At 62.0% G+C, this 13,507-nt stretch carries 8 protein-coding genes; 3 read left to right on the top strand and 5 right to left on the bottom strand.

The features are described from left to right. Positions 1–316: 316 nt before the first annotated feature. The 4 genes from LDN95_RS20570 to LDN95_RS20555 all read right to left on the bottom strand — a co-directional run bounded on the left by LDN95_RS20570 (position 317) and on the right by LDN95_RS20555 (position 7,087). Complete coding sequence (locus LDN95_RS20570; protein ID WP_226019421.1) at positions 317–1,288, bottom strand: FecR domain-containing protein; 972 nt, start codon at positions 1,286–1,288, stop codon at positions 317–319. Further along, the gene (locus LDN95_RS20565; RefSeq protein ID WP_226019420.1) at positions 1,285–1,821 is read right to left on the bottom strand and encodes an RNA polymerase sigma factor; all 537 of its coding nucleotides are present in this window, start codon (positions 1,819–1,821) and stop codon (positions 1,285–1,287) included. Before LDN95_RS20565 ends, LDN95_RS20570 begins: the two co-directional genes overlap by 4 nt. A 283-nt stretch (positions 1,822–2,104) precedes the next feature. Beyond that, positions 2,105–6,343 (bottom strand): strawberry notch-like NTP hydrolase domain-containing protein, encoded by a 4,239-nt coding sequence (locus LDN95_RS20560; protein ID WP_226019419.1) that lies wholly within the window; start codon positions 6,341–6,343, stop codon positions 2,105–2,107. Between the two features lie 36 nt (positions 6,344–6,379). Then, on the bottom strand, positions 6,380–7,087 hold the full coding sequence (locus LDN95_RS20555; RefSeq protein WP_226019433.1) for a toprim domain-containing protein: 708 nt from the start codon (positions 7,085–7,087) through the stop codon (positions 6,380–6,382). Positions 7,088–7,577: 490 nt separating this feature from the next. Between LDN95_RS20555 and LDN95_RS20550 the strand changes: the two genes are divergently transcribed. The 3 genes from LDN95_RS20550 (at position 7,578) to LDN95_RS20540 (ending at position 11,027) form a co-directional block, all read left to right on the top strand. Next, positions 7,578–8,774: an AAA family ATPase gene (locus tag LDN95_RS20550; RefSeq protein WP_226019418.1), complete on the top strand. Its 1,197-nt coding sequence runs from the start codon at positions 7,578–7,580 to the stop codon at positions 8,772–8,774. Then, positions 8,771–9,841 carry a ParB/RepB/Spo0J family partition protein gene (locus tag LDN95_RS20545; protein ID WP_226019417.1) on the top strand — a complete coding sequence of 357 codons (1,071 nt, stop codon included), beginning with the start codon at positions 8,771–8,773 and terminating at the stop codon, positions 9,839–9,841. The genes LDN95_RS20550 and LDN95_RS20545 overlap by 4 nt, the downstream gene beginning before the upstream one ends. Before the next feature lie 73 nt (positions 9,842–9,914). Beyond that, entirely contained in the window at positions 9,915–11,027 is a 1,113-nt protein-coding gene (locus tag LDN95_RS20540; protein WP_226019416.1) for a replication initiator protein A, read from the top strand. Positions 11,028–12,789: 1,762 nt separating this feature from the next. On the opposite strand, the gene LDN95_RS20535 is transcribed toward LDN95_RS20540, so the two are convergent. Further along, a complete protein-coding gene (locus tag LDN95_RS20535; RefSeq protein WP_226019415.1) occupies positions 12,790–13,395 on the bottom strand; it encodes a hypothetical protein in 606 nt (201 codons plus the stop codon). Positions 13,396–13,507 lie beyond the last annotated feature (112 nt).

Genomic DNA, 13,507 nt, shown 5'->3' with positions numbered 1-13,507 from the left:
GCGCCTCGAAAGGGCGCTCATGGCCGTGGAGACGCCGTGCGGCGCGAACACCCGACAGATTTTTTTGGAAGAAGTCGGTGAGGCGTGCGTGGCGCTAGCGAAGCGCGCGGGACCCGGCCGGCTCGTCGGAGCCGGAAATCAAGGGACAAGGCAATTCCTCAGCCCCGCGCACTTGCGCGGTTCCCCCTCCCCTCCGCTCCCTGCAAATCACTGCAATCCGAACGGTGGATCGATGTCGGATGGTCCGCCCCATCCGCACGCCGACCGACGTTTACAGGCCAAAGGGCCCGCAGCCGTTCCGGGTAGTCCAAGGCTATCAGTGACGCCTGAGTTCGATGGTGCCGGTCGCCCGCACGACGTCGAGATCGTTGAGCAGCGCAACGGTGCGGGCAAAGCTGTCAGGATCGTCGAGACGGAAAGCGCCGCTCAAGCGCTGCGCCGCCACCGCTGGCGCACCGAGGTGAAGCTGGATGGTATTGCGCTGATTGAGGAGCGCAATTGCCTCGCCCACCGTCATGTCGCGCCTGGAGGAGAGCTGCTGACCTCGCTGCACTGTTCCTGCATCCGCCGAGCCCGAGACCTTCTCCGCAGTATCAACGCCCTGCCCCGGCGAGAGCAAGTGCGTGGTCCCGTCGCGATCGACAGCATCGGCTTGACCGCTTCGCACATCGATCCGTCCAGCGTTTTCGGTTACGCGGACTTCAAGTTCGGCATCACCTGTTCGGACATTCGCAGTTCCTGCGCCCACCGCCATGACCCGATGATCGCCAGGTGCCACCTCGACCCGCGCATGGCCCGCCCGGAGTTCGATCCGCCGCGTGCTCGCGTCAAACCGGGTCTCGGCACGGCCTTCTCCGATGAGAGTCAGTCCCGTGCCATCTGCAAGCCGCCAGGTGCGTGTTTCACCAGGCCCCGTATGATAGGACTGTGCCTCGACTGCGGCTCCAATGTTCACCACGGGATTGCCGGCAACGAACCGTACCGACAGCGTTCCGACAACAAGCAGGACTGCGCAAGTCGCGGCGACGATATGCGTGCTGCGGCGCATATAGAGCGGTGCGCGCGGCAAAGTCCGCGCCTGGCCCATCGGGCTGTTTGCGAGCACCAGGCTTTCGCGCCACGTCCGCTCTGCCTCGGCGTAGGCCAGGCGATGCCGAAGATCGCGCGCCAGCCAGGCCGTGAACGCCGGGTCGCTCTTGCCAGGCTCGGCACCTTCGTGCCGTGCCAGCCATTGGGCTGCTTGCTCCCGGATCGAGTCCGGGATCGTATCCTTGCCCGCGCTGTTCATGGCTCGCGCATGTGCTTTGCCAGTTGCTGGATCGCCCGGCTCATCTGCTTTTCCACGGCGCGCACGCTCAACCCCGTCCGTTCGGCAATCTCGACATAGCTATAGCCATCGAGCCGGCGGGCAAGAAAGACATTCCTGGTCATGGGCTTGAGACGATCGAGCGATCGTTCAAGCCGCCGCAAGCGATCGCGCGCTTCGAGATGACGGACGGGGTCGCTCCCGGCGATTTCGACTTCGTGGAGTGGAACATGGCTATCGGCGTGCTGTCGGTGGGCGGTCCGCGCCTGATCGCGGGCTGCATTGCGTGCCGCTTCGGCAAGGAACGCTGCAGGCGCCTCGATCTCCGCGACCGCCCCGCCCCGCCCCGCGAGGCGGACGAAGACCTGGTGCATCATGTCCTCGGCAGAGTCGAGGCCGGTGCGCCGCGCAATCCGCCGCAAAAGCGACGGGCGCTCGGCCCGGTACATTTCGTCGATCAGCGACGCCGATATCGCGTCAAGTTGGACAAGCACGGGGAATGGCGCCTCGCTCATCGCAGGCGCCGCTTGTTGGCGTGATCAATAGTCCGCGTCATCAAAATGCCGGAGCCCCTCACAGACGAGGCGCTCCGGCGAACAACCGGATTCTGAGAACGTGCTTGAAGCGCACGCGCCGACACCTTTGGCCCCAAAGGGCTTGGACATACGCACCGGCAATCCGGCTGCGGTTCGCAGCAGAACGAAGAAATCTCTCAAGCGAGGTTCTCAGGCCTCGGCGCGACCGGTGTCCGGCTACGCACTTGAAATCTATGTCAGAAAAATGACCGTGACAACCCGCTCAACCGCGTGTGATCGCCGAAATCACCTCCAAAGCGGTTTCAAGCGGTACAAAAAGGCGGGTCTGGAAGCGGATTATCTCGGTAAAGCATCCTTGCGCCTTGTACCAGTCGAGCAGGGCGGCCGACCACCCGGCAAGCTCGAGCCGCTGGGCACCATTTACGAGGCTGCGCTTGAGCGTGAGCGGATCAACGCTCGCGACCTCCATCGCGCGGCCCGTCGCCAGCACAGCATCGACAACCACGTGCGGTGCCAGGGGTGCCCCCTCGCCGAGCCCAAGCGCACGGCAGAGCCCGGGCACATGCGCTGCCGGAACCTCCCGGCCGAGCAGCGAGCGTCCGTCACGCGCCGCGATGCGCGAGACGCGAACATGGTCGGAGGGCAACTTGTCCCAGACCGGAAGCAGCAGTCCCGTGGCGAGATGCAGCCGCTCAACCCTGAGCGATGCCGCAGCCTCGTCGGCTTCGCCCAGCCAGCATTCGCGGAAGATCTCATGATCGACCGGCTCCCAGTTGCTCTCGGCAAGATCGTCGGCGCTCATCCAGGTGCGCTTGAGCGGCCGGACCAGTTCGAACCGGGCGATGCGCGCACCTTCGTCGGTCAGCAGGCTACGTGCTGGCACGACAAGTGCGATACGGCCCGACCGCACATTGCGCACCGGGCGGTACTGCGGTTCAGCGAGTGCATGGAGCCCCTCCAGACGTTCGAACGTCAGGGGTTTGAGGGCGCGCGCGATTTCAAGCTCGAGGAGATGGGTTGTCGCCCCTGAAATCGTATCGGTGCGCAAGAGTGTGTCCGAGACGATCTCGTAGCGTTCGACCGCGATCGTTTCGACACCGAGGTCCAGCGTTCCGGCCGCCCGCGCCGCATCGACCCGCGCTTCGACCAGCCCCAGGAATTCATCAAAGATCGCGTTCTGCAAGGCGATCGGCAGCGCCAGGATGCGGTTGAGCCAGCGCTGGATCGGGGGAAGGTCATCGGCGAGCGATCCATCCGGGTTCTCGATGGAAAGACCGGTCAGTTCCTGGAACCGACCCAGTGACACGGCGTCGAGCTTGCCCTGGAACAGCAGGCCGAACCAGCGATGCAGCGCCTCCTTTGCGTAGGAGCTCTCGAGGTTGTCGGCCGGATCGAACAGGTTCTGACCGCCGGTCTGACGCTGGCCGCGCGTCAGTGCGCCAAGACTGTCGAGACGCCGGGCGATGGTCGAGATGAAACGTCGCTCTCCGCGGACGTCGGTCGTGACCGGGCGGAACAAGGGGGCCGATGCCTGATTGGTGCGATTGGTTCGCCCCAGCCCCTGGATCGCCGCGTCGGCACGCCATCCCGGTTCGAGCAGGAAGTGCACGCGCCTCGCCTGGTTTTTCGCGGCGAGATCGGCGTGATAACTGCGGCCCGTGCCGCCGGCGTCGGAAAAGACCAGGATACGCTTGTCGCCGTCCATGAAGGCCCTGGTCTCGACAAGGTTGGCGCGCGGACTGCGCGACTGGAGCTTCTGCCGCCCGTCGGCGCCGATGATCAGACGCCTGCCGCGCCCCGTCACTTCGGCGACAGCATCAACGCCGAACCGCTCGATGATGGCATCGAGCGCCGGCGAGATCGGCGGGAGGGCACAAAGTTGCTCGATCATCCGGTCGCGCGCCGCGACCGCTGCCCGGCACAGCACGGGGTTGCCCTGTTCATCGATCATCGGCTCGGATCGGGGATTGCCGTTCTCGTCGGTGAACACCGCCATCAGCCGGACCGGGAAGCTCTTCTCAAGGTACAGCACAACCCCTTCGCGCGGAGACAGGTCAATCTCGAGCGCCTCGCGCTCGGCATCAGACAAGTCGGCGAGCCGCCGATCGAGCATGGCCTCGGAGGTCGAGACGAGCTGGACGACGACGGCATGGTCCATAGCGAGCGCCGCCTCGATCGCGGGAAGCAGGCTGGGCAGCTTGAGGGAGAGGAGCAATTGCGCAAAGAACCGCTGCTTGGTACCCTCAAAGATCGACAGGGCAGCGGACTTGGCACCGCTGTTGAGCGTGCCCCCTCCGTCGCTGTCGACGATGCGCGTCGCTTCGAGGGCTTCGCGCAGGTTCGCGTGGATCACCGCCCAGGCATCAGCATAGACGTCATAGATCGCGACCTGATCGGGCGTCAGCGCATGTTCGAGGATCTCATACTCGACGCCCGCGAAGGAAAGGGCGCGCGCGGTGTAGAGACCCAGTGCCTTCAGGTCGCGCGCGACGAGTTCCATGGCCGCGATTCCGCCCTCGCGGATGTCGGCGACGAAAGCCTCGCGGTTGGCGAACGCGGTTTCTGGTCCCCACAGACCCAGCCTTGTCACGTAGGCGAGGTTGTTGACGTCCGAAGCGCCGGTAGCCGAGGCATAGAGCACACGGGCACGCGGCAGGAGATTTTGCAGGCGAACCCCGGCCACGCCCTGTTCCGATCCCTTGACCTTGCCTCGCGAGCCTTCGCCACCCGCCGCGTTGGCCATGGCGTGCGCTTCATCGAAGACCAGCACGCCGGAGAAATCCTCGCCCGCCCAGGCGAGAAGCTGGTCGAGCCGCGTTGCATCGTTCCTGCCTGACCGCAGCGTCGGATAAGTGACGAAGAGAATGCCATCGCCCATCGCAACCGGGGCGCCCAGTTTCCATGTGCCCAGAGGCTGGATGTCGATGGGCAGGCCTCCCAATGCGGTCCAGTCCCGCCGCGCATCCTCGAGCAGTGCCTCGTTCTTCGACACCCAGATGTGCCTGCGCTCGCCCCTTAGCCAGCGGTCGAGGATGACGCTTGCAACCTGCCTGCCCTTCCCCGCACCGGTGCCATCGCCCAGAAAATACCCCATGCGATAGGCCGCGCCCTCGGCATCGGACACGAGTGCGCAGCCCTTGTCCTCGGGGCGAAACTTGCCCGGCAGATCGCGCGTATGGGCGCTCGCAGCGTAGATCAGCGTTTCGGCTTGTGCTGCGGAAAGCCCTCCATTTTCGATCAACCCTGCCGGCAGCTGCGGAACCTCGGTCGGAATCGGGGCGGTGATCGAGCCCATCGCCACCGATTCCACCAGAGGCGTCGGATGCTCGGCCGCGCCGTCGATCCGGATGCGGCTCGGTCTGTAGGGTAGATAATGACCAACCTGCTCCGCGATCGGGGCGGGTTCATTCAAGGCTTCGAATGCGCAGGGCGCTGCCCCCGCTTTCCCCGCGGTGCGTGCCGGTGGCGGGGCAATCGCCGTCCGGCCAGACTTGGGGAGGATAGGCAATCGCAACGGCGTTCGCGCCGGCATCGTCCGGCCCGGCTCCGCGCTCTCGCGCGGGGCAATCGCCTCGACCAGTTCGGCAAGACGGGCAAGATCACCGGTCCTGGCAATGACGGGCCTGCCCTTCCCCGCGACCTTGTCGATCACGACAAGGCGCGTCGCGATCGATGTGCCATGCCGGACAAAGGCGCGATCAACCCCAAGGTTGGCACGCAATGTCGCACCGATGCCCAGGCTCGGCATGAAACGGTGAAGGTCGAACCATTCGGGCAGGATCGCGACCAGACGCCCGCCGGAGGCCAGTCGCTTCCATGCAGAGCGAACATGGCGCGCCGCGGTCTGGCCATCGTGCCCGCGCTCGATCCCGTGTGAATAGGGCGGATTCATCAGCACAACCGACGGCAACAACGCGGGATCGAGGTGATCGTCGATCAGTTCGCCATCGTGCCCGCTAATCGTGGCGTCAGGGAAGATGTACCCAAGGCACTCGCGCCGAAGCGGCGAGATTTCGTTGAGCACAAGGCGCGCACCTGCCTTTGCGGCCCAGACCGCCAACATGCCCGTGCCCGCCGAAGGTTCGAGCACGCAGTCCGTCTGCTTCAGCCCCGCAGCCCTCGTGGCAAGCCAGGCGAGGCGTGGCGGTGTTGCGAACTGCTGGAGTTCGATCTGCTCCTCGCTGCGCACTGTCTGGTTCGGCACCAGGCCCGCGGCGATCTCAAGCAGGCCTTCGACGACCATCGGGAGCGACGCCACATCAAGGCGGGGATTGTCCCGTAGCCACAGCACCTGCCCCAGTTCGAGCGCGGCATGGGCATCGCGCACCGACCAGCGCCCTTCAGCATCGCTGCCGCCAAACGCCGTCGCCATGATCGCATTGAGAACACCGCGATCCACCCGCTGGATCGCGGTGAGACGTGCGGCAACCGCGCGGGCGGCAACCAGCACCAACGGTTCGGCAGGAACATCGAAAGCAAGGGCAAGACTGGAACCGGACATGGGACCTCCTGACGAGACCCCTGAACATGCGAGGCCTCAGCCTCCCCTTCCCCCCTCCCCTCCCGAAGCATTGGACGCATCATGGGTTGCTGCCGCCATCAGGACATCGTTCCAGTCCTGGCCACCAATCGGCGGGCAATGGGTGAATATCGTCCTTCCGCTCCTGCCATGCGCAGCGCGTGCCCGAGTTTCCGCAAGCCTTCCGCCCTTGTCGGCATCGATGAACAGGTGAAGTTCGGTGACGCTGTCGGGGATCGCAACCTTGCCGAAACGTTCGTTGCCGAGCGTGGCCCAGCACGGAATGCCGAATATCTGCGTGGCGGACAGAGCCGTCTCGATGCCTTCCGCCAGTCCCAGCTTGCAGCCGACAGCCCCGCCAAGGCGGACCGCCCCTTCGCCGAGATGTCCGAGCGCACGCTTGGGTGCATCGATCTTTGCTACCCGGTCGGTGTCCGGATCGAGGAAGGTGCGATGGATGGCGACCAGTGCGTCGTCCGAACGCACCGCAGCGACGAGCCCAGGATAAAAGACCGTCAGGGGACGCGGGTAAAGCGGGCAGCGGGAATGTAAGCGCAGCTCTGACGGCAGAATTGCGAGGTTCCGGGCGGCAAGATACCGCCCGCCAATTGTTCCCTCAAGGTGTTGCGCCTCCCGCCACAGGCGCAACCAGTTGCCTTCGCGGGGCGGTTCAAACTTTAAAGGGGGTGCATGAGAGCGCAGGGGAATACGCCGCAATTCTCGCATGATCAACCTGCGGTCACATCCTGCGAAACACGTCACGAGGATCGTGTGATCCCCTTGGCGGATCGATAGGCTTGGGGTTCGATCATCATGTGCGGGGCATCGGCACATGGCACAGTCTCCATGCCATCTCCCTTTGAGGGCACGTACAAGATCGAGAGTGGCCTGCGTTGGTTTGTGTGCGGTCAGCGGCATGATTACGCTTCCTTCCGCTTCACGCCCCCCGCCTCTGCTCTCTCCCAGTTCGGTGGAAAACTTTGCCCGCGATTTCGGCTCTTCTGTTGCAAGGGATTAGCATCGTTCGAACGCGAATCGCGCCAACCGATGTCCCGGACAAGGCACGTCCAATTCGCTGTGTCGGCATTGAAGGCGGCGATTCTAGCCAAATTTGACTAACCCTCACCAATTTGCCATACATGTCCGGGATCATAGCCAATTTCATGGCATTTTTCACGAACCGGCGCAATTTCCGGGCTCAAAGAGGGACACTCTCATGCTTTCGGGACAGATTCTCGATGCGATGATTACGTCTTGTGAGAATGCCAAGACCGTCTTGCGCCAGGCGGCTATCGATCCGTCTGACCGCAAGATGCTCAACATTGCCATGGGCGCTACCATCGCGGCCGAATTCCTCGGCCGCACACCTGAAGCTTTGTCAAAAGCAGAAGCGCGCGGTCGCCTGCCTGCACCAAAAACCGCATCAAACGGGCGCCGAATCTACACTGTCGACGACCTCATCGCCATTCGCGAAGCGCTTGGCATCAAGATGGGCAAATTGCCCGACGAACGCGCAGTTGTCGTAGCTGTCCAGAACTTCAAGGGCGGCGTCAGCAAGTCGACCACCGCGAAGCACCTGGCGGATTACCTTGCGCTGCGCGGGTACAAGGTGCTGGTCGTTGATTGTGATCCGCAGGCCTCGATGAGCGTCATGTTCGACGTCAATCTCGAAGCCTTGGTGGAAGAGGTTCACACCCTTTCGAACTTCCTGTCCCCGCGGATCGACGAAGCGGACTCGCTTCGCAAGACGATCCGTAAGACGGCTTGGCCGAATATCGACATCTGCCCTGCGAACCTGGGTCTGCAAGATACCGAATGGGAACTGACTGCGACGATCGAGGAAGGTCCAACTGCGATTGCAGGTGCGTTCCGCATGCTGCGTGTCGGACTTGAGGAGATTCGCCTAGATTACGACGTTGTGATCCTTGATCCGCCGCCGGCCATGGGCTTTCTGGGCGTCAACACGTTGACTGCGGCGGACGGCCTGCTGATCCCCGTGCCTGCGCGCCAATTGGATTATCTCTCGACGATCCACTTCATGCAGACCTGTCGCGAGGCGATGGATCTGGTCTCGAAGTTCGACACCTCGATCGATTACGGATTCATCCGCGTGGTCTGCACAATGTTTCAGCCCAGTCGCACCAATGAAGCGCAAATGCTCCAGGTCATGGAGAAGACGTACGCAGGGCAAATGCTCTCGACGCCCATCCTTCTGTCTGAAGAGATCAAGAATGCCGGCCTGGCAATGTCCTCGATCTACGAGGTCAACAAACCCTATGGCTCCCACCAGACCTATGTCCGTTGCCGGGATAACCTGAATATGGTGTTCCGTGAAATCGAAAAGGACATTTGCAAACAATGGCCTTCTCGCATGGCCCAGGTCGGGACCGATCGTCTGACGGAGGCGGTATGAGCGGCGTGGGCGGCAAGCGTCGGAGTCTTTTGGCCAACGCTATCGAAAGCATTGGCACCTCCCCACCTGCGACGAGTGCGTCGGTTGCGAGTGAAGACAAGGCGCCAGTTGTTGTCGACAAGCCTGTAGATGAACAAGTCACGCCGTCATTCCTTGAACGGCGCGGCCTTGCTTTTGACGAGATCGCCAGGACCGTCAAACGCCCCACTCTCCGGCTCAAGCCGTCGGAGTGTTCGATCTGGCCTGGCAACGCACGCGACCATGCTGCGTTGAGCTACGACCGTTGCGCCACATTGATTGAATCCATCCGCGAGGAAGGGACCAATCGAGAACCCGTCGTTGTGCGTCGAACGCCAAACGCCGAACGGCAGTACGAATTGATTGTTGGCACGCGACGCCACTTTTCCGTGAGCTGGTTGAATGCCAACAATCACTCCGAGATCGATCTTATCGCCCGGATCGAGAGCCTCGACGATGAAGCGGCATTTCGCCTCGCAGATCTGGAGAACCGTGAGCGCGAGGACGTCACCGATCTCGAGCGGGCGCGGAATTATCGGCACGCCATCGACGCCTACTACCACGGCGTCCGCACCAAGATGGCTGAGCGTCTGGCTATTCCGAAGCAGAACCTGCACAATCTGCTGCAATTGGCTGAATTGCCTGACGAGGTCGTCGCGGCGTTCGCGGAGCCAGGCGATCTGAAGATCCGACACGGTATGCGTCTTTCCCCCTTGCTGAAAGACGATACGCGTCGTGAGATTATTCTTGAGGAAGCGCGTGCCATTTCCGAGGAGCAGCGCGCTCTCAGAGAGTCAGGGGCCGATAAAATCGAAGGCAGCAAGGTATGCGAGCGCCTCTCGAACGCAACCTCTGCACCACGTGTCAAAGCTTCGTCGAAATCGAAGCCAGCACTCAAGTCCAGCACCGGACATGAGGTAGGCATCATCCTCGCCGACACGCGGACCAAGGGGATCACCATCAACATCAACCCAAAGGGACGAGTGTCCGTTGAAGAGATTCTCGACAGCCTGCGGACGGCAATCGAGAATGCCAAGTTCGCACGCTGATTTGGTTATTTTTCCATATTTTTCATCAGCTTAGATAGCGGTAAAACGCGTTTTACCTGTTGCGGGATGCGAGATGTCACAAGAGCAGTGTGACGAAGGCCAGGTCGACCTCTTTCTGCCGCAACTGACGGCCCTTCCCCTGCGCGATCAGCGCGAAACCATGGAACGTCCGTTTTTCTCGCTCTCGAAGCGCAAGCGGCTCAAGCCTATCGATTACGTCAGCCCCGACGGCAAGATCACAGTCCATGTTTCGGCGAACTCCGAATATGGTCTCGCCACGATCTACGACCTCGACATTCTAATTTACTGCGCATCGGTGCTGATCGAGCAAAAGCGCCGTGGTTCGAACGATATCCCCCAAACGCTTCACGTCGTACCCTACGACATGCTGAAGACGCTCAAGCGCGATGTGGGCGGCAGAGCGTACGATCTGCTGGGCAACACGCTTGACCGACTGCAGTCCACCACAGTGAAAACCAACATTCGCTCTGGCGACGCTGTCGAAACGACCTTTTCGTGGATCGACAGCTACAGCCAGATCCGTGATCGATCTGGCCAGATCCGCGGCATGCGGATCACCCTGGCCAAATGGTTTTACGACGGTGTGCTTATGGATGGGGGGGTGCTCGCAATCGACCCTGCCTATTTTGCACTGACTGGTGGCCGTGAACGCTGGCTCTATCGCGTTGCACGCAAGCACGCAGGCGGTGCGGGTGCCGATGGATTCGCAATCGCCATGCCTACGCTTTTTGAGAAGTCTGGGGCCGAGGGCGATTACCGTCGCTTCAAATTCGAGATCGCGAAGATTGCGAAGGAGAACGGGCTGCCGGGCTATTCGCTCGATCTCGAAATACGACGCGAAGCAGAGCCCCTGTTGCGCATGACGCGCCGACCACAAGAGGCGTCGAAAGAACGGGCGGCCCGCCCTCCCCTGCCCGCTTCCAGGCAGGCGGAAACTGCGCCCCCTGCCCCTGCACCTTCGATCGAATTTCCTCGCACAGGCCACATTGCACACACTGCATTTGGTGCGATCGCACGCGCAAACCTGCCCTCGCCTCAACGCGACCACGGCATGATTGGCGACGAATTTCGTGCCTTCTTGCGTCAGCGGGAAATCGCATTCGATGCGCCAAACATCACTCAGATATTTGCGACCTTCTGCTCGAAACAGCGCACAGCGAACTGACGCGCACTCTGCCCTCGGTATTTCAGGAACGAGGGGTTTGAAGGAACTCATTTCCTACCCGAGTTGTTAGCTCCGCCCCCAAGTACCCGATACGCGAGCAGCGAGTGCCGGGTAATTGGCTGGCTGCGGCCGCACTCGAGACCGTTCCTAATGTACCGGGTTACATGGCTTGCGCCGCAGCTTTGAAATTCGGTGCGTCCACCGCAGGCACTTTCCGGACCGATCAACCCGTAGGCACAAGCAATCCATGGGGTTGAAAATCTCCTGCAAGGTCAGGACGTCCTGGTCGTGCGGTCGCCCACCGCCGGTGGCGGTACATTAGGAACGGAACGTCGAGGCACGTTGCGTTACTTCCAAACAGATCAAACACAACACATTCGGTCTGCTCCCAGCGGCAGCCGACCGGCGTTCCTAAAATACCGTGCCGAGCTTCCGTGACGTGCCATGTCCTCGAACCAAGTGTCCACGATTGGCAGTGCCGGCGCCCAGAAATATGGAAGATCTAGCGCGACAGGGCTGCTTCCTAGCGTTCCTGAAGTCCCGTGAGTGGCGACCTCAATCCGATGGGGTTCACACTTCGAAAAGGGCAGGGGAGGCGGCAAAGGCCCAGCCAGGAAGGCCATTCCGCCCACATCTCCATTCCCCTAAACTAGCCCAATGACGCAGATTTCCGCCAATTCTGCCGTGAGTAAAACGCGTTTTACCCAATTGGAAAGCGCTCGCTCTGGCAGCGCAAGGCACGGGACTTTAGGAACGCGGCACGGGACAATGGGAACGGCGGCACGGTTCATTAGGAACGCCTAGAGGGTACTTCAGGAACGCTTGCCCGGTATTTCAGGAACGGCACACCTCACCCGACTCGCCAAGAGCCAGCGAGTCGGGCGGGTCGCTCTCGCCCTTAACTTTTTATCTCTCTCTAAAAGGATTCTAAAGGCGCCTCCGGCGCATCCTTCCTTTGAATTTTTATGGGAAATTGGGTCCCTCAATCGTCCAGTCGCTTATCTGACGACGGACCTTGCTCGCACCATCACTACATTCCACCGCTAGGCCCAGATCGCACCACCGAACCTATGGCGACAATGGCGACGATCAGTCAGCTGTTCAGCACAAAACGTTGCACCCACCTCGAACTGCAGCTTTCCACCTTCAGGCCCGGTTGCGAGAACGATCACTACGGTACCCAGTCTCATCTGCCTGCAACCACGGATGGGCATGGCCGATCTGGGATCCACGTTGCCTACCGCAATCGTCCTTGCAGAAAAGCACATCCGCTTTGGGAGTTGAATGCCGCAAACGCCGCCCCTGGTTCACTTCCTGCACCTGTGCACCACATTCCCTTGCGCAGAACATTTGGAGGGCAGGGGAGCACCGAAAGAAAACGCCGCCGTCTTGGGATTGCGCGAGGACCGGCAGAACAATGCCCGCCCTTGTGCTGCTGTGCCGTCAACACATTTGGCCGCCATCGGCCTTGAAGGTGATCCGCCACTAACCCCGTACGCAGTGGTGCATGAGGGGCACGAGAGCGAAGGGCTGCTACCGGTAGCGAGGTTGTTCACGGGGCGATCGATCGCCTGGACGCTCTACTTGGAGCCTCCCACCGATTTTTAGGGGCCGAAACAGAGTGACGCGACAGAATGGGCCCGCACAATCCCCAAACGGCGAATTTTGCCCTCAGAAGCCCTGTGGGCGCATTTGTAGCCTCTTCGTGCCACACCCCTATCGAGGGTGCGTTTTGGCACTCTGAGGGGCGTTTCCGGCGACATCAATTTTCCGGCGGCAAATCAGTATCTTCCGGACTTGGCGTATTCGAGCCCAGTCCAAGCCGCGCCAGGCGCGCGTCCAGCGCAGCCATTTCGGCATCGAAGGCGGCAAGCACGGGCGCGAGGGCAGGGGAGGGGGGCGCGGAGATCGCCGGCCGTCCCAAGGGCGGGGCGATCAGTCCCAGCGTCAGCGCGACGTCGCGCGCGAGGTAGCTGCGCCAGGTGTCGCGGCCCGAGGTCTCGACGAGCAGGCCGAGACGCGTGGCCCGTTCGAGCAACTTGCCCGCGCCAGAAATGGTGAGGCCAAGCAAAGGGGCGAGCGTGCGCGCGGCGAGGCAGGGCTGGGTCAGGGTCAGCCGGCCGAGATCGGCGAGCAGGCCGGGGCGGCGTTCGGCCGCGATCGCGGCGGCGGTGCGGCGCGCGTGGTCTTCGAGCCGGTTGAGCCGGACGAGGCCATCCTCGGCGGCGCGGCGTAGCTGTTTCAACAGCCGCTTGAGCAGGGTGGGGCGGGGGCCGATCGCAAACCGCTGTCCAGGATCGCCGAGCACGAGGCAGGGCAGGGGGCGCGTGGTCAGGCCCATGCGCGCGAGCACGATGTCGGCTGCCAAAGTTTATGGAAACCGCATTTATGCACTGAATATCAATGTATTATCCTGATTTCCATGCCAACAATTCTGGCAGGTTAGGATTCCGTGTCGATGCCTCTGCCAGAATTGATGT

It is taken from the genome of Novosphingobium sp. FKTRR1 (assembly GCF_020404405.1).
Lineage (GTDB): Bacteria > Pseudomonadota > Alphaproteobacteria > Sphingomonadales > Sphingomonadaceae > Novosphingobium.
The sequence above is the reverse complement of the archived record's forward strand: the minus strand, read 5'-3'. Positions and strand labels throughout refer to the sequence as shown.

Excerpts from the sequence above, each read along its gene's own strand:
- LDN95_RS20570 (WP_226019421.1), bottom strand. The coding sequence starts at position 1,288 with ATGAACAGCGCGGGCAAGGATACGATCCCGGACTCGATCCGGGAGCAA.
- LDN95_RS20565 (WP_226019420.1), bottom strand. The coding sequence starts at position 1,821 with ATGAGCGAGGCGCCATTCCCCGTGCTTGTCCAACTTGACGCGATATCG.
- LDN95_RS20560 (WP_226019419.1), bottom strand. The coding sequence starts at position 6,343 with ATGTCCGGTTCCAGTCTTGCCCTTGCTTTCGATGTTCCTGCCGAACCG.
- LDN95_RS20555 (WP_226019433.1), bottom strand. The coding sequence starts at position 7,087 with ATGCGAGAATTGCGGCGTATTCCCCTGCGCTCTCATGCACCCCCTTTA.
- LDN95_RS20550 (WP_226019418.1), top strand. The coding sequence starts at position 7,578 with ATGCTTTCGGGACAGATTCTCGATGCGATGATTACGTCTTGTGAGAAT.
- LDN95_RS20545 (WP_226019417.1), top strand. The coding sequence starts at position 8,771 with ATGAGCGGCGTGGGCGGCAAGCGTCGGAGTCTTTTGGCCAACGCTATC.
- LDN95_RS20540 (WP_226019416.1), top strand. The coding sequence starts at position 9,915 with ATGTCACAAGAGCAGTGTGACGAAGGCCAGGTCGACCTCTTTCTGCCG.